General features: G+C 67.2%; 16 protein-coding genes and 1 pseudogene. 7 read left to right on the top strand and 10 right to left on the bottom strand.

Annotated elements, in window-relative coordinates:
- The 5 genes and pseudogenes from K1Y73_RS18055 to pyrH all read right to left on the bottom strand — a co-directional run.
- Positions 1-213: pseudogene (locus K1Y73_RS18055) on the bottom strand (1-deoxy-D-xylulose-5-phosphate reductoisomerase); the annotation flags it as partial.
- 2 nt (positions 214-215) lie between these two features.
- The gene (locus K1Y73_RS18050) at positions 216-1,028 is read right to left on the bottom strand and encodes a phosphatidate cytidylyltransferase (protein ID WP_225029704.1); all 813 of its coding nucleotides are present in this window, start codon (positions 1,026-1,028) and stop codon (positions 216-218) included.
- The gene (gene uppS, locus K1Y73_RS18045) at positions 1,025-1,699 is read right to left on the bottom strand and encodes a polyprenyl diphosphate synthase (RefSeq protein ID WP_404819103.1); all 675 of its coding nucleotides are present in this window, start codon (positions 1,697-1,699) and stop codon (positions 1,025-1,027) included. The genes K1Y73_RS18050 and uppS overlap by 4 nt, the downstream gene beginning before the upstream one ends.
- Positions 1,700-1,756: 57 nt before the next feature.
- Positions 1,757-2,320, bottom strand: a complete 564-nt coding sequence (gene frr, locus K1Y73_RS18040) for a ribosome recycling factor (protein ID WP_225029702.1) — start codon at positions 2,318-2,320, stop codon at positions 1,757-1,759.
- Positions 2,321-2,475: 155 nt separating this feature from the next.
- The gene (pyrH, locus tag K1Y73_RS18035; RefSeq protein ID WP_225029701.1) at positions 2,476-3,210 is read right to left on the bottom strand and encodes a UMP kinase; all 735 of its coding nucleotides are present in this window, start codon (positions 3,208-3,210) and stop codon (positions 2,476-2,478) included.
- A gap of 140 nt (positions 3,211-3,350) precedes the next feature.
- On the opposite strand from pyrH, the gene miaA reads away from it, so the two are divergent.
- The 6 genes from miaA (at position 3,351) to K1Y73_RS18005 (ending at position 11,778) form a co-directional block, all read left to right on the top strand.
- Complete coding sequence (gene miaA, locus K1Y73_RS18030; protein ID WP_225029700.1) at positions 3,351-4,226, top strand: tRNA (adenosine(37)-N6)-dimethylallyltransferase MiaA; 876 nt, start codon at positions 3,351-3,353, stop codon at positions 4,224-4,226.
- A 142-nt stretch (positions 4,227-4,368) separates the two neighbouring features.
- Positions 4,369-5,166 carry an AraC family transcriptional regulator gene (locus tag K1Y73_RS18025; RefSeq protein WP_225029699.1) on the top strand — a complete coding sequence of 266 codons (798 nt, stop codon included), beginning with the start codon at positions 4,369-4,371 and terminating at the stop codon, positions 5,164-5,166.
- Positions 5,167-5,578: 412 nt separating this feature from the next.
- The gene (locus K1Y73_RS18020; protein ID WP_225029698.1) at positions 5,579-7,225 is read left to right on the top strand and encodes an ABC transporter substrate-binding protein; all 1,647 of its coding nucleotides are present in this window, start codon (positions 5,579-5,581) and stop codon (positions 7,223-7,225) included.
- 102 nt (positions 7,226-7,327) lie between these two features.
- Entirely contained in the window at positions 7,328-8,413 is a 1,086-nt protein-coding gene (locus K1Y73_RS18015; protein ID WP_225029697.1) for an ABC transporter permease, read from the top strand.
- 9 nt (positions 8,414-8,422) lie between these two features.
- Positions 8,423-9,586, top strand: coding sequence for an ABC transporter permease (locus K1Y73_RS18010; RefSeq protein ID WP_225029696.1), 1,164 nt, complete (start codon positions 8,423-8,425; stop codon positions 9,584-9,586).
- A 110-nt stretch (positions 9,587-9,696) separates the two neighbouring features.
- A complete protein-coding gene (locus K1Y73_RS18005) occupies positions 9,697-11,778 on the top strand; it encodes a dipeptide ABC transporter ATP-binding protein (RefSeq protein ID WP_225029695.1) in 2,082 nt (693 codons plus the stop codon).
- A 150-nt stretch (positions 11,779-11,928) separates the two neighbouring features.
- Here the strand turns inward: K1Y73_RS18005 and K1Y73_RS18000 are convergent, their stop codons facing one another.
- The 5 genes from K1Y73_RS18000 to fabD all read right to left on the bottom strand — a co-directional run bounded on the left by K1Y73_RS18000 (position 11,929) and on the right by fabD (position 15,782).
- On the bottom strand, positions 11,929-12,447 hold the full coding sequence (locus K1Y73_RS18000) for a GNAT family N-acetyltransferase (protein WP_225029694.1): 519 nt from the start codon (positions 12,445-12,447) through the stop codon (positions 11,929-11,931).
- Positions 12,448-12,450: 3 nt separating this feature from the next.
- Entirely contained in the window at positions 12,451-13,389 is a 939-nt protein-coding gene (locus K1Y73_RS17995) for an arginase family protein (RefSeq protein ID WP_225029693.1), read from the bottom strand.
- Between the two features lie 165 nt (positions 13,390-13,554).
- On the bottom strand, positions 13,555-13,788 hold the full coding sequence (locus K1Y73_RS17990; protein WP_225029692.1) for an acyl carrier protein: 234 nt from the start codon (positions 13,786-13,788) through the stop codon (positions 13,555-13,557).
- Positions 13,789-13,971: 183 nt separating this feature from the next.
- Positions 13,972-14,709: a 3-oxoacyl-[acyl-carrier-protein] reductase gene (gene fabG, locus K1Y73_RS17985; RefSeq protein ID WP_225029691.1), complete on the bottom strand. Its 738-nt coding sequence runs from the start codon at positions 14,707-14,709 to the stop codon at positions 13,972-13,974.
- A gap of 137 nt (positions 14,710-14,846) precedes the next feature.
- Positions 14,847-15,782, bottom strand: coding sequence for an ACP S-malonyltransferase (gene fabD, locus K1Y73_RS17980; RefSeq protein ID WP_225029690.1), 936 nt, complete (start codon positions 15,780-15,782; stop codon positions 14,847-14,849).
- A gap of 159 nt (positions 15,783-15,941) precedes the next feature.
- On the opposite strand from fabD, the gene K1Y73_RS17975 reads away from it, so the two are divergent.
- On the top strand, positions 15,942-16,591 hold a 650-nt coding region (locus K1Y73_RS17975; RefSeq protein ID WP_225029689.1), incomplete at its 3' end, for a cytochrome b.

The raw sequence follows: 16,591 nt of genomic DNA, 5'->3' as shown, positions 1-16,591 counted from the left end.
CAGCGCCGCCCGCAGATCGGGCAGATCCGCCGCATCGCCGCAGACCGCGATCCCGGCCTGCAGGCTGCGGGCGATCTGGGCCAGACGCGCGATGTTGCGCCCGCCGGTCACCGCGACCGTCTGGAAGGCCGCCGGCCCGCCGGCCCGCAGGATCAGGTCGACCGTCTGCTCACCGACCGAGCCGGTGGCACCGAAGATGGAAATCCGCCGCATCGTCAGGGGCCGCCCGCCAACTGCATCAGCGAGACCAGGGGCTGCAGCGCCGCCACGAACAGCACCGCGCCCGACAGGGCGTCGAAACGGTCCAGGACGCCGCCATGGCCGGGGATCAGGTGCGAGCTGTCCTTGACCCCGGCGCGCCGCTTGATCCAGCTTTCGGCGATGTCGCCCATCTGGCCTGCAAAGGCCACGAAGGGCGACAGGAACGGCAACAGCCCGCTGCCCTGCCCCGCGGCCCAGAAGCCAAGCCCCACCAGCGCCGCGCCGATCCAGCCCGCAACCGTGCCCGACCAGGTCTTTTTCGGGCTGATCGCCGGCCAGAATTTCGGCCCGCCCAGAATGCGCCCGGCGAAATAGCCCGCCACGTCCGACACGATCACCACGACCAGCACCCACAGGAACAGCGCCGTTCCCGCATCGTCGCGGATCACGAAGATCGCATGGCCCGCCGCCAGATAGGCCAGGGTCAGAACCCCGGTGACCAAGGGCAGAAGCCGCGGCGTCAGCACCATGGCCAGCGCCACCGGCGGGAACAGCAGCCAGGCCGGCGACCGCGCCACGCCCTCGTCCACCGCCAGAACCAGCCCCGCCGCCAGGCCCAGCGCCACCGGCAGCCAGGCCGGCCCGCCACGCGCCGTCATCCGCGCCAATTCCCAGATCATCAGGCCGATGATCACGCTGAGAAGCGCCAGGAACAGCTTGCCGCCGATCCAGACATGCACCACGCCCACGACCAGCAGCACCAAAGCCGACAGAAGCCGCGGCCGCAGATCGGCCCAGCGGCCACCGGAAGACGGAACACCGCTCATGACAGGACCGCGCCGAAGCGGCGTTCGCGATTCGAGAAGCGGGTCAGGATCGCCCGCAATTCCTCGATCTGGAAATCGGGCCACAGCGTTTCGGTGAATTCATATTCGGAATAGGCCGCCTGCCAGGGCAGGAAATTCGAGGTCCGCGTCTCGCCCGAGGTGCGGATCACCAGATCGGGGTCGGGCAGCGCGCCGGTATCAAGCCGCGCCGTGAAGGCGGCCTCGGTCAGCGCGCGCGGATCGAACCGCCCCTCGGCCGCCTCGCAGGCCAGCGCCCGGATCGCCCGCAAGATCTCGTCCCGGCCGCCGTAATTGATCGCCACGGTCAGGTTCAGCCGGGTCAGATGCGCGGTCTTGGCCTCGATCCCCGACATCAGCCGCTGCAGCTTCGGATCCAGCCGCGAACGGTCGCCGATAAAGCGCATCCGCACCCCGTCGCCGGCAATCGCATCGGCCTCGCGCTGGATGTAGCGGGCGAAGATCGCCATCAGCCCCAGCACTTCCTCGGTCGAGCGTTTCCAGTTCTCGGTCGAGAAGGCGTAAAGCGTCAGCCAGTTGATGCCCAGATCCGGGGCGGCGCGGACGATCTGCTTCACCCGCTCGGCGCCCTTGCGGTGGCCGACCAGCCGCGGCCAGCCGCGCATCTGCGCCCAGCGGCCGTTGCCGTCCATGATGATGGCGACATGACGGGCGGCGCGGGCCTGGGGCTGAGACGCGGGCACCGAGGTCTAGACCTGCATGATTTCGTGCTGTTTCGCCTCAAGCGTCTGGTCGATCAGCTTGATGTACTTGTCGGTCATCTCCTGCACCTCGTCTTCCCAGAATTTCTGGTCATCCTCGGACAGGCCATTGGCCTTGGCCTTCTTGATCTGGTCCATGCCGTCGCGGCGCAGGTTGCGGATCGCGACGCGGGCATGTTCGGCATATTGGCCGGCGACCTTGGTCAGCTCGCGGCGGCGTTCCTCGTTCAGTTCCGGGATCGGCAGCATAATGATCGTGCCGTTCAGCTGCGGATTGATGCCCAGCCCGCTTTCGCGGATCGCCTTCTCGACCTTGTTCACCATGCCCTTGTCCCAGACATTGATGGTGACCATCCGCGGCTCGGGCACGTTCACCGTGCCCAGCTGGTTGATCGGCGTCATCTGGCCATAGGCCTCGACCTGGATCGGCTCCAGCATCGAACCCGAGGCGCGGCCGGTGCGCAGGCTGGCAAATTCGGTGCGCAGGCTGGCGACGGCGCCTTCCATGCGGCGGGTCAGGTCTACGGTGTCGAGTTCAAATTCTTCGGACATGGGTTCGGCCCCTTAGGATTTGGCCCCTTCTAGCGGGGGTCGTCGGGAAAATCAAAGCGAAGGCGCGACAATGGGCAGGGCGGCGATTTCTTCGAAGAAATCGCACCGGAGCCTGCAAAGGCTCCGGTCCGGAATTTTCGAAAATTCCGGGCGCGTCAGCCCTCGACGCGGGTATAGGTGCCCTGCCCGGCCAGGATGCCGCGGAAGCCGCCCGGCTCGTCCAGCGAGAAGACGATGATCGGCAGGTCATTGTCGCGCGCCAGCGCAATCGCGGTCGCATCCATCACGCCCAGATGCTTTTCCAGACATTCGTCATAGCTGACAATGTCATAGCGCTTGGCATCGGCATGCTTGCGCGGATCCTTGTCATAGACCCCATCGACCTTGGTGCCCTTGAAGATCGCCTGGCAGGCCATTTCATTGGCGCGCAGCGTGGCGGCGGTGTCGGTGGTGAAATAGGGGTTTCCGGTGCCGGCGGCGAAGATGCAGACCCGCTTCTTTTCCAGGTGGCGCACCGCGCGACGGCGGATATAGGGCTCGCAGACCTGATCCATCGGGATGGCGCTGATCACCCGGGTATGGATTCCCAGCTCCTCCATCGCCGATTGCATCGCCAGCGCATTCATCACCGTGGCCAGCATCCCCATGTAATCCGCCGTCGTCCGCTCCATCCCCTGGGCCGAGCCGGCCAGCCCGCGGAAGATATTGCCGCCGCCGATCACCATGCAGATCTCGACCCCCAGATCATGCACCGACTTCACCTCGGCCGCGATGCGCTGCACGGTGGGCGGGTGCAGGCCATAGCCCAGCTCCCCCATCAGCGCTTCGCCCGAGATCTTCAGCATGACGCGGCTATATTTGACAGCGGGCGCGGTTGCGGCACTGGACATGGGGACCCCCTTATTTGGGCTGGGACTTGGATCGCGGCGCAAAATGGGGGAAAACCGGCGCCGGTTCAACCTGTGACAAGCGGCGGCGCGGGGCCTTGGGCCCAAGTCCCGCCGCCCCCCGCCGGAGAAGACGCATCAAGATGAAGGAACAGGCGCTTCTTGCCGCGATCTCCCGCGAAAGGCCGGTGCTGATCGCCGGGCCCACCGCCAGTGGCAAATCGGCGCTGGCCATGGCCTTGGCGGCGCGCGACGGGCGGCTGATCGTCAATGCCGATGCGCTGCAGGTCTATGGCTGCTGGCGGGTGCTGAGCGCGCGGCCAAGCCTCGCCGAGGAAGCGGCCCTGCCCCATGCGCTTTACGGCCATGTCGGGCGCGACACGGCCTATTCGGTCGGCCATTGGCTGCGCGAGGTGCTGCGGCTTCTGGACCGGCCGGTGGTGATCGTGGGCGGGACGGGCCTGTATTTCTCGGCCCTGACCGAGGGGCTGGCCGAGGTGCCGCCGGTGCCGCCCGCCGTGCGGGCCGAGGCCGATGCGCTGCGCGCGGCAGACTTCGCGGCGATGCTGGCCGGGCTTGATGCCGAAACGGCGGCGCGCACCGATCTGCGCAACCCCGCCCGGGTGCAGCGCGCCTGGGAGGTGCTGCGCGCGACCGGCCGGGGCCTGGCCGCCTGGCAGGCCGACACGCCCGCGCCGGCCCTGCCGGTCGCGCAGGCCGAGGCACTGGTGCTGCGCCCCGATGTGGCCTGGCTGAATGCCCGGATCGACGCGCGCTTTCACGCCATGATCGACGCAGGCGCGCTGGACGAGGCGCGCGACACCCTGCCGCTGTGGCAGCCCAACCTGCCCTCGTCCCGTGCCATCGGCGCGCCCGAGCTGATCGCGCATCTGCGCGGCGAGACGGATCTGGACCAGGCGATCGCCGCCGCCCAGCTGGCCTCGCGCCGCTATGCCAAGCGCCAGCGCAGCTGGTTCCGCGCCCGGATGGGCGACTGGCGCAGCATCAGCCTGCCCTAGGCGTCCCTCCGCCACCGGGTGGGTGCTTGTCCACAGCTTTCCGGCCACCCTGTGGAAAACTTTGCCCCCTTTCGGCATTTTTCGCTTTGGTTTGCGGGGCATGGCTCGTTAACCTGAAGTAACCTGAACCCGGACCGATCCCATGCCCGAGCTTGCCTCTTCTTCGCAACTGCGCCTTGTGGCGATCCCGCGGCTTGCGGCCGGCGGCCGCTGGCGGGTCGAGGCGATGCGCGCCCTGTCGGAACCCTGCTTCCTGTGGTTCACCAAGGGCCAGGGCCGGGTGACCGTGGCGGGCGTGACGCGCGGCTATACGGCGAACAACGGCATCTTCATCCCGCCGGGCGTGATGCATGGATTCGAGGTCGGCCCGCAGGTCTTCGGCACCGCGGTGTTCTTCGGCCGCGACAGCGACGTGACGCTGCCCAGCCAGCCGCTGCATCTGCGCATCCGCGAAGTGCATGCCCAGCAGGAGTTGAACCTGCTGCTCGATTCGATCCTGCGCGAGATGACCAGCGACACCCCGGCGCATGACCGGGCGACGCGGCATTATCTGGGGCTGATGGGGGTCTGGATCGAACGCCAGGCCCGCAAGGCCGAGGCCGACCAGCCCCGCCCCGACGCCACCCGCCGGCTGGTGGCGCGCTATACCTCGCTTTTGGAACGCGATTTCCGCAGCGGCCATGGCGTGGCCGAATTTGCCGCGGCCCTGGGCGTCACGCCGACCCATCTGACGCGCTGCTGCAAATCCGCCTGCGGGCGGCCGGCCAGCGCCTTGCTGCAGGACCGCCGACTGTTCGAGGCGCGCCGGCTTCTGTCGGAAACCAAGGCGCCGGTGCGCCAGATCGCCTCGGATCTGGGCTTTACCTCGGCTGCCTATTTCACACGCGCTTTCCAGCATCTGACCGGCACCTCGCCCACGGCCTTCCGCCGCGCCTCGTAAGGCGTTTTGCGACAGGCCGCTCAGGCCGCGCTGACGGGCAGACACAATGCCGTCAGCCGTGCTGCACCCTGCCGAAACCCCCAGGAAGTGCTGCGGAAGCCGCGGGAATTTCCGCGGTGCTTCAATCCGTTCCGGCCTTCGGGTTGACCTTTGCAGTCGCAGCGGGCAAAGTCTGTTTGCGACATATCAATGTCGTATATGGAAGTTTCGTGTCGCAAACGCGTGATGACGTGTCCGATATGACCGTTGACGCGCGGGCCGAAAAGATGCGCAATGGCTGCGGAAAGGCCTGCAGCCGTCCGACGTTCAAGTCGGAGCCCGGACATCGTCCGAAGGACCAGGGGCGCATTCCTTTTCGCACCAGCGCGGCCGAACCGCCGCCCGAATCCGTGCCTGACAGGGAGACAAAGGAATGCTGACAAAGACCGAGGCGAAGCCCGTTCATCCGGCCGCCCGCATGTATGCCGACGAGTATCGCGCGGGCGATCTCAGCCGGCGCGAATTCCTGGCCCGCACCACGGCGCTGGGCGTCTCGGCCGCCGCCGCCTATGGGATGATCGGGCTTTCCGCCCCCGCCCAGGCCCAGGCCGCGCCCCAGGCCGGCGGCACGCTGCGCATGTCGATGGAAACCAAGGGCCTGAAGGACCCGCGCACCGCCGACTGGAGCCAGATCGCCAACTTCACCCGCGGCTGGCTGGAATATCTGGTCGAATACAACAATGACGGCACGATCCGTGGCATGCTTCTGGAAAGCTGGACCACGAATGACGATGCCACCGAATACACGCTGAAGGTCCGCCCGGGCGTGAAATGGTCGAATGGCGATGATTTCACCGCCGAGGACGTGGCCAACAACCTGGCGCGCTGGGCCGATGGCACGGTCGAGGGCAATTCGATGTCGGGCCGCATGGCCGGCATCCAGGATGCCGACAGCAAGAAGGTCCGCGCCGATGCGCTGGTCGTGGTCGATCCGCTGACGCTGACGGTCAAGCTCAGCCAGCCCGACATCGCGCTGATCGCCAGCTGCGCCGATTATCCGGCAGGGGTGGTGCACAAGACCTATGACAATGGCGATCCGTCGGTGAACCCGATCGGCACCGGCCCCTATATGCCCGAGCAGAACGATGTCGGCATCAAGCAGGTGCTGGTCAAGCGCGAGGGCGAATGGTGGGGCACCGCGGTCTATGGCGGGCCCTATCTGGACCGGATCGAATATATCGACCTGGGCACCGATCCCTCGGCCTGGGTGAATGCCGCCGGCTCGGGCGAGATCGACGCCACCTACCAGACCCAGGGCGATTTCATCGAACAGCTTGACGCGCTGGGCTGGGCCAAGACCGAAGCCACCACCTCGGCCACGCTGGCGGTGCGCTTTAACCAGCTGGCCGAAGAGTTCAAGGACGTGAACGTGCGCAAGGCGCTGTGCATGGCGGTCGACAATGCGGTCGTTCTGGAACTGGGCTATGCGGGCCTGGGCAAAGTGGCGGAAAACCACCATGTCTGCCCGATCCACCCCGAATATGCCGAACTTCCGCCCCTGGTCACAGATCCGGCCAAGGCCAAGGAAATGATCGCGGCGGCGGGCCGCGCCGATTTCGAATTCGAGCTGATTTCGCTGGACGATGACTGGCAGGCCGCCACCTGCGACACGGTCGCGGCCCAGATCCGCGATGCCGGCATCAACATCAAGCGCACGGTCATGCCGGGCTCGACCTTCTGGAACGACTGGACGAAATACCCGTTCAGCGCCACGGAATGGAACATGCGCCCGCTTGGCGTCCAGGTCTTGGCCGCCGCCTACCGCACCGGCGAGGCCTGGAACGAGACCGCCTTCTCGAATGAGGAATTCGACACCAAGCTGACCGAGGCGCTGGCGATTTCCGATGCCGACAAGCGCCGCGTGGTGATGAAGCGGCTGGAAGAGATCATGCAGGAGCAGGGGGTTCTGATCCAGTCCTACTGGCGCTCGCTCTTCCGCCATGCCGATCCGAAGCTGGGCGGGGTCGAGATGCACGCGACCTTCGAGCATCACCATTACAAGTGGCACTGGACCGCCTAGGTCCACCCGCGCCCCGCCCGATCACCGGGCGGGGCTTTTTTGCCAAGCCATTCCCCCCCCGGGACACCCCGTCCCGCCCCTGCCCTTCGGGAAGGTTAAGCCATGCTTTCCTTTGTGCTGCGCCGCATCGGCGTGATGATCCTGACCGCTCTGGTGCTGACCTTTCTGGTCTTCAGCCTGACCAACCTGCCGCCAAACCTGGAAAAGCTTGCGAAATCCGAAGCTTCGGCGCGGATGACCGATGACCAGGTTGACAGCTGGCTTGCCGGAAACGGCTTTGGCCGGCCGATGCTGATCCGCTATGGCGAATGGCTGGGCGTGGCGCCGGGCTGGGTGATCACCGCCGAGGATGGCACCACCCGCGGCCGCTGCCTGACCCAGGGCCTGACCGTCGAGACCGCGCCGCGCTTCTGCGGCCTGCTGCAGGGCAACTGGGGCTGGTCGACGGTGTTCAAGCAGCCGGTCGACCAGGTTCTGGGCCGCTCGCTTGGGCATACCAGCTGGCTGATGCTTTGGGTGATGATCGTCATGGTGCCGACGGCGCTGATCCTGGGCGTGCTGTCGGGCATGCGCGAGGGCAGCCGCACCGACCGCGTCCTGTCGACCTTCGCCATCGCCTCGACCGCGACGCCGGAATATGTCTCGGGGGTGATCTTCATCGCGCTGTTTGCCAGCGCCACGGCGGGGATTTCGCCCCTGCTGGCCGAGATGGGCTGGATCTCGGGCAAGACCCTGTTCCAGGGCACTGCGACCAGCGCCATGGACAAGATCACCTTCTGGAACTTCGCCCTGCCCGTCCTGACCATCGCGCTTTACGGCATCGGCTATATCGCCCGGATGACCCGCGCCTCGATGACCGAAGTGATGACCCAGCAGTACATCCGCACCGCGCGCCTCAAGGGCGTGTCCTTCCGCAACGTCGTGATGAAGCACGCGCTGCGCAACGCGCTGATCGCGCCCTTCACGGTGATCATGCTGCAATTCCCCTGGCTGCTGAACGGCGTCGTGATCGTGGAAACCCTGTTCAACTACAAGGGCTTCGGCTGGACGCTGGTGCAGGCGGCCGGCAACAACGACATCCAGCTCCTGCTGGCCTGTTCGGTGGTGGCCGTCTTCGTCGTCCTGGTGACGCAGCTGATTTCCGACATCGGCTATGTCTTCCTGAACCCCCGCATCCGGCTGAGCTGAGGAGCGCATATGGATCCCCTCTCCTGGCCCGCCCTTCTCGGTCACGCCGCCTGGCGCCTTCTGCCGGTCTGGATCGCCCTGGCCGCGACCTTTGCCCTGTCGATCGGCTTCAAGCGCCGGCTGGGCCTGTATGGCCGGCTTTTCGAATCGAATGTCGGCATGATCGGGCTCGGGATCGTGCTGTTCTGGGTCTTCACCGCGATCTTCGCGACGCAGATCATCACCTTTGACCCGCTGGCCCAGCTGTCGGGCATGAAGAACGCCCTGCCCGGCAGCCCGCTGAAAACCCCGGTCGAGGGCGCCTATTCCCACTACCTGTTCGGCGGCGATTCCCTGGCACGCGACGTGTTCTCGCGCATGGTGATGGGCGCGCGCGAAGTGCTGAAGATCGCCCCGGCCGCCACGCTCTTCGCCTTCATGGTGGGTGTCACGCTGGGCCTGCCCGCGGGCTATTTCGGCGGCAAGCTGGACACCTCGCTGTCCTTCCTGGCCAATCTGGTCCTGGCCTTCCCGGTGATCCTGCTGTTCTACCTGCTGGTCACGCCCGAGATCGTGCAGACCGGCCTGCCGATGTATTTCGCGGCCGTGCTGTTCCTGTTCCCGATCCTGTTCTTCGCCATCCTGTTCAACGCCCGCTACAAGACCGATCCGCCGCGGCGCAATCTTTATGTCGGCCTGACGCTGGCGCTGGGGCTTTGGGCCTATGCGGGGCTTGCCTTCAACGCCGACCCGACCGGCATCTTCGCGATGAGCCCGAACCTTCTGAACGTCTTCGTCTCGGTCGTCTTCGTGAATTCGCCCGGGGTCTTCCGCATCGTCCGCGGCCTGGTGATGGACATCAAGGCGCGCGACTATGTGGCCGCCGGCCAGACCCGCGGCGAAAGCCCCTGGTACATCATGCTGTGGGAAATCCTGCCCAATGCCCGCGGGCCGCTGATCGTCGATTTCTGCCTGCGCATCGGCTATACCACCATCCTTCTGGGCACGCTGGGCTTCTTCGGCCTGGGCGTCTCGCCCGAAAGCCCTGACTGGGGCTCGACGATCGACGATGGCCGCAAGCTCTTGGCGATCTTCCCGCATCCCGCCCTTGTCCCCGCCATCGCGCTGATGAGCCTCGTCCTTGGCCTCAACCTTCTGGCCGACGGCTTGCGCGAAGAAAGCCTGAAAGACTGATGCCCCGCCCCGCCGCCTTCCTCTCTGTCTGAATATCCCGGGGGTCCGGGGGCTGGCCCCCAGTCCGCCCTTTCCCGCCCCCGTCCACCCTTCGCCAAAGGAGCATGCCCATGGCCGATTGGGACCCGTCGAAACCGATCCTCGAAATCGAGAACCTCTCGATCTCCTTCTTCACCCGCCTGCGCGAAATTCCGGCGGTGATGGATTTCTCCTGCACCGTCATGCCAGGCGAGGCGATGGGGCTGGTGGGCGAATCCGGCTGCGGCAAGTCGACCGTGGCCTTGGCGGTGATGCGCGATCTGGGCAAGACCGGGCGGATCACCGGTGGCGCGATCCGCTTCAAGGGCCGCGACCTGACCACGATGTCCGAGGAAGAGCTGCGCAAGCTGCGCGGCTCGGAAATCGCGATGATCTACCAGGAGCCGATGGCCAGCCTGAACCCGGCGATGAAGATCGGCGCCCAGCTGGCCGAAGTGCCGATGATCCATCAGGGCATGGCCAAGGCGCAGGCCTGGGCGCTGGCGCGCCAGATCGTCGCCGATGTGCGCCTGCCCGATCCCGACCGCATCCTGCAGGCCTATCCGCATCAGCTGTCGGGCGGCCAGCAGCAGCGCATCGTCATCGCCATGGCGCTGATGGCCAAGCCCGCGCTGCTGATCCTGGACGAGCCCACCACCGCGCTGGATGTGACGGTCGAGGCCGGGATCGTCGATCTGGTCAAGGATCTGGGCCATAAATACGGCACGTCGATGCTGTTCATCTCGCACAATCTGGGCCTGGTGCTGGATGTCTGCGACCGCATCTGCGTGATGTATTCCGGCGAGGCGGTGGAAACCGGCAATGTGGCGCAGGTCTTCACCGAAATGCGCCACCCCTATACGCAGGCGCTGTTCCGGTCGATCCCGCTGCCCGGCGCCGACAAGAATGCGCGCCCGCTGGTCTCGATCCCCGGCAATTTCCCCCTGCCGCATGAACGCCCGCCGGGCTGCAATTTCGGCCCGCGCTGCGACTATTTCGAAAAGGGCCGCTGCGACGCGCATGAGATCGCGATGGAGCCGGTGCCCGGCACCGACCGCCATGCCACGCGCTGCCTGAAATGGGACGAGATCGACTGGTCGGCCCCGCCCCGGGCGCAGAAGATCCGCGAGAAGGCGCCGATGGGCAAGGTCGTCCTGAAGATGGAGGATCTGCAGAAATACTACTCTGTCTCGACCGGCGCCTTCGGCGGCGGCGTGACCAAGGTGGTGAAGGCCAATGAAACGCTCAGCTTCGAGGCGCATGAGGGCGAGACGCTGGCCATCGTGGGCGAGTCGGGCTGCGGCAAGTCGACCTTCGCCAAGGTGCTGATGGGGCTGGAAACCGCGACCGCCGGCTCGATCATGCTGTTTGACGAGAACGTGCAATCGACCCCGATCCAGAAGCGCGGCGCCGATACGGTGTCGAAGGTGCAGATGGTGTTCCAGAACCCGTTCGACACGCTGAACCCCTCGATGACGGTGGGCCGGCAGATCATCCGGGCGCTGGAGATCTTCGGCAAGGGCGACAGCGACGCCGACCGCAAGCGGATGATGCTGGACCTTCTGGATCTGGTGAAACTGCCCCGCGCCTTTGCCGACCGCATGCCGCGGCAATTGTCGGGCGGGCAGAAGCAGCGCGTCGGCATCGCGCGCGCCTTTGCCGGCGGGGCGAAGGTGGTGGTCGCGGATGAGCCCGTCTCGGCGCTGGATGTCAGCGTGCAAGCCGCGGTCACCGACCTGCTGATGGACATCCAGCGCGAGAACAAGACCACGCTTCTGTTCATCAGCCATGACCTGTCGATCGTGCGTTACCTGTCGGACCGGGTCATGGTGATGTATCTGGGCCATGTGGTGGAAATGGGCACCACCGATCAGGTCTTCGCGCCGCCCTATCACCCCTATACCGAGGCGCTGCTTTCCGCCGTGCCGATCGCCGATCCGCATGTCACCCGCAAGCGGATCGTGCTGGAGGGCGACATTCCCTCGGCGATGAACCCGCCCCCCGGCTGCCCGTTCCAGACCCGCTGCCGCTGGAAAAGCCATGTCCCCGGCGGCCTGTGCGAGCGCGAGATGCCGCCGGTGCAGAAGCTGGCCGGCGGCCATCAGATCAAGTGCCACCTCTCGGCCGAAGAGCTGGCCAGCATGGAGCCGGTGATCAAGATCGCCGCCGAATAGCCGCGCGGCGTGCCGGGGCTCTGCCCCGGACCCCGGGATATTTATGCAGAGAGGAAGGCCGCAGGCAGAAGAAGGTTCGGGCCTTCCTCTCTGCGCAAATATCCCCGCCGGAGGCAGCCACGGCTGCCGCCCCGCGCGCGCCGGGGGCGTTTAGCCGCGCCGGTACAGCGTGACCGGCGGGCCCTCCATCGCGGGGCTGCGCAGCGGCTGGTAGCCCAGCGCCGCGGCGATCCGTTCCGAGCCGGAATGGCCGGTCTCGATCAGCGCCACCGAGGCCGGGCCTTGGCCCGAGGCGTCGAACCAGCGATGCGCGGCCCGGGCGGCTTCGGACGCGAAGCCCTGGCCCCAGGCCGATGGCATCAGCATCCAGCCGCATTCCGGCAGCGCGTCCACATCGGCGCCCAAGCCGCGCCCGGCATTGAAGAACCCCGCCAGCCCGATCACCGCATCGGTGTCGCGCCGGCAGACCGCCCATTCGCCATAGCCGCAGATCGCCCAGCTGCCGGCATTCAGCAGGAAGGCCCGCCAGCTGGCCGCCGCGTCGCGCGGCGCGGGCAGGATGTGGCGCACCACCGCCGGATCGGCCCAGAGCGCGGCAAAGGCCGGGAAATCCGCCGCGGTGAAGCCGCGCAGCCGCAGCCTGTCGGTAAGAAGGACCGGGATCTCCACGGCTCAGACCTGCCGCGCCACGATGCCCATGACCGCCGCCAGAAGCTGTGCCGCCACCGTGGCGCCCTGGCCGTCGATATCGCGCTCGGGCATGAATTCCACCATGTCGAACCCCGCGATCCGCGCCTTCTCGGCCACGCCGGCGATCAGCTCCAGCACCTGCCAATAGCCCAGGCCCCCGGCCGTCCGCCCGATCACCGCCGGCATGACCGAAGGGTCCAGCGCATCAAGATCAAGGCAGATGATCACCTCGGCGCCTTCCGGGATCAGATCCACCGCCCGGCCGATGCCGCCGCGCACGGCCTCGCCCGCGGGCACGAATTCCACGCCCCAGTCCAGCGCATCCTCCAGATCGCCCGGCCGGGCGCTGCCGATGCCGCGGCAGCCCACCTGCACGATCCCCGCGACATGGCCCATCTCGCTGGCGCGCCGCATGGTCGAGGACAGGCCCAGCCTTTCGCCCCCCACCTCGTCGCGCCAGTCGATATGGGCGTCGATCTGCAGGATGTGGATGTCGCGGTCGCGGGCGCCGAAGGCCTCAAGCATCGGGATCGGCAGCGAATCGTCGCCGCCGATCAGGAAGGGCACGCCGCCGCGGTCCAGCACCTGGCTGACCGCGCCGAAGATCCGCGCCCGGTTGCCCGCCGGATCGCCTTCGTCTTGCGGCAGATCGCCCGCATCGACCGCATCGACCGCGCCGGGAAAGATCGGCCCGCCCAGATCGAAGTTCACATGCAGCAGATTCGCCGCATAGCCCGCCGCCCCGGCCCGGATCGCCGCCGGCCCGCCCGCACAATAGAAGCCGACCGAAGGATAGGGCGTGCAGCCATCCGCCCCGATCAGCGCGATCTTGGCGGCAAGCCGCGACAGGTCGCGGCAGGCGGGCAGGCCAAGGAAGGTGTCCACCTCGCCCGCGCCGAACATCGTTCCCAACAACGCCATCTGCCGCCCTCCTGTCTGCTGCCGCGACAGGATGGCCCGCGCCTGCGCCGCTTGACAAGCCTGCGCCGGCCCCCGGCCGCTGGCAAAACAGCCCCGGGCCCCGGGGCAAAACAAAAGGGGCGCCGAACCGGCACCCCTTCCGCTTCCCATCGGGGAAGAAATGGCTCAGGCGGCCTTCGAGATGAAGGAGACCGCATCGCCGAAGGTCTGGATGGTTTCGGCGGCGTCATCCGGGATCTCGATCCCGAACTCTTCCTCGAAGGCCATGACCAGCTCGACCGTGTCCAGCGAATCCGCGCCCAGGTCGTCGATGAACGAGGCGTTCTCGGTCACCTTTTCCGCTTCGACGCCCAGATGCTCGACGACGATCTTCTTCACGCGCTCGGCGATATCGCTCATTTGATCCTCTACCTTCGTTACGGGGGTTTCCCCCGGTCTGACGTTCCTGCCCGGCTAGGGGCGCCTTCCCGGAACCTCTTTCCGGGTCTTCCCGGGAAAGCCCCGGATTCTGGCGCGCGCTATAGCAACAGCCTTGCCGCAAGGCAAACGCTTTCCATGGCGCGCGTCGCTTCGCGCGGCAAACTATACCATCGCCATGCCGCCATTGACATGCAGCGTCGCGCCGGTGACGTAGCCCGCCTCGGCCGAGGCCAGATACAGCACCGCCGCGGCGATCTCGGCCGGCGTGCCCATCCGGCCCGCGGGCACCGCCCCCAGGATGCCCGCCCGCTGCGTCTCGTTCAGCTTGTCGGTCATCGCCGTCTCGATGAAGCCCGGCGCCACGCAGTTGACCGTGATCCCCCGGCTGGCCACTTCGGCCGCCAGCGACTTGGACAGGCCGACCAGCCCCGCCTTCGAGGCGGCATAGTTCACCTGCCCCGCATTGCCGGTCTGGCCCACCACGGACGAGATATTCACGATCCGCCCCCAGCGCGCCTTCATCATGCCGCGGATCGCCGCCCGGCACAGCCGGAAGGCGGCGGTCAGGTTCACGTCGATCACCGCTTGCCAGTCGTCATCCGACATCCGCATCGCCAGACCGTCGCGGGTGATGCCGGCATTGTTGACCAGCACATCCACCGCCCCCATCGCCTCGGCCGCGCGCTTGACCAGCGCTTCCACCTCATCGGGCGCCGAAAGGTTGCAGGCCAGCACATGCGCCCGCCCGCCCAATTCCGCAGCCAGCGCCTCCAAAGGCTCGACCCGGGTGCCCGACAGCCCGACCGTGGCCCCCGCGCCGTGCAGCGCGCGGGCGATCTCGGCCCCGATCCCGCCCGACGCGCCGGTGACCAACGCGCATTTCCCCGTCAGATCGAACATGGCAGACCTTCCTCTTTCATCTGTCTCATAAATACCCCGGGGGCGCCTGTGCGACGCCATCGGTTGCAGAGCCCCCGGGGCCTCCGCCCCACGAAACCCATCCCGCCCGGGGCCGATTTTTCGCCGAAAAATCGCGCCTAGCCCCGAACCGCCGCCACATCCTCGGGCGTGCCCACCGCCTTCAGCACCACCTCGCCGCCGACGATCCGCTTGATCATCCCCGACAGGGCCTTGCCCGCGCCGATCTCCCAATATTCGCTGACGCCCGCCGTCTCCATCCACAAGACGCTTTCGCGCCAGCGGACCGAGCCGGTCACCTGCGCCACCAATAGGTCATAGAAGCGATCCGGTTCCGAGATCGCCTCGGCCCGCACATTGGCCACGACCGGCACCACCGGCTTGTGAATGACCACCGCCGCCAGCGCCTCGGCCATCTTATGGGCGGCGGGCTGCATCAGCGCGCAATGGAAGGGCGCGCTGACCGGCAGCATCAGCGCCCGCTTGGCGCCGCGCTCCTTGGCCAGCACCACGGCGCGCTCGACCGCGGCCTTGTGGCCCGAGACGACGACCTGCGCCGGATCATTGTCATTCGCGGCCTGGCAGACCTCGCCCTGGGCGGCGGCCTCCGCCACCTCCATCGCGGTTGCGAAATCCAGGCCCAGCAGCGCCGCCATCGCGCCCACGCCCACCGGCACCGCCTCTTGCATCGCCAACCCGCGGATCCGCAACAGCCGCGCCGTGTCGGAAAGGCTCAGCGCGCCCGCGGCGCACAGGGCCGAATATTCGCCCAAGGAATGCCCCGCCACGAAGGCCGCATGGCTTTCGACCGTGATCCCCTCGGCCCCCAGCGCCGCCAATGCCGCCATCGAGGTGGCCATCAGTGCCGGCTGGGCGTTCTGGGTCAGCGTCAGCTCGGCGATATCGCCCTCCCAGATCAGCGCCGACAGCTTTTCGCCCAGCGCCTCATCCACCTCGTCGAACACGGCCTTTGCCGCCGGATAGGCCTCGGCCAGGGCCTTGCCCATGCCGACCGCCTGGGCGCCCTGGCCCGGAAACACGAATGCGCGGCTCATCTTCTTCCCCTTCTTGTCCCTTCCCCGGCATACAAGAGCCGCCCCGCCCCCGCAATCGCCGCGCGTGTCCGGCGATCTTCGCACAGCGCCTGTGCCTCAGGTCACATCCCCGCCCGCGCGAAGCGTGCTAGGCAGCGCCAACCCCGAACGGAGACCCGCATGCCCGCCCAGAACACCTCGCGCAGCTATGGCGCGCTTGCCCGCAGCCTGCATTGGCTGACCGCCCTGCTGATCCTGGCCAATATCCCCCTGGGCCTGATCGCCGAGCGCCTGCCCTATGACACGTCCCAGGCGCTGGCCCAGAAGGCCTGGCTGTTTTCCCTGCACAAGACGCTGGGTGTGGCGGTGCTGCTGCTGGCGCTGGCGCGCATCGTGTCGGCGCTGCTGCAGCCGCATCCCGTGCCGGTCCATCCCGACCGCCGGCTTGAGACATTCCTGGCCGCGCTGGTGCATTGGCTTTTGTACATCTGCCTGGTGATGCTGCCGCTCTCGGGCTGGGTGCATCACGCAGCCTTGGACGGATTCGCGCCGATCCTTTGGCCCTTCGGCCAGGGCCTGCCCTTCGTGCCGAAATCCGAAGCGCTGGCGGCGCTGGCCGGGGCCACGCATTGGCTGTTTTCCAAATTGCTGATCGCCACCTTGGCGCTGCATATCCTGGGCGCGGTGAAACATGCGCTGATCGACCGGGACGGCGTTCTGGCGCGGATGGCGCTGGGCCGGCCCGCGGGCAAGCCCGGCGCGCGGGCGCCGCAGCGCGGCCCGTTCTACGGCGCCGCGGCGATCTTTGTCGCGGCAGGCTTCGGCGCGGT

The organism is Xinfangfangia pollutisoli, assembly GCF_020179405.1.
In the GTDB taxonomy this organism is placed as follows: domain Bacteria; phylum Pseudomonadota; class Alphaproteobacteria; order Rhodobacterales; family Rhodobacteraceae; genus Pseudogemmobacter; species Pseudogemmobacter pollutisoli.
The sequence above is the reverse complement of the archived record's forward strand: the minus strand, read 5'-3'. Positions and strand labels throughout refer to the sequence as shown.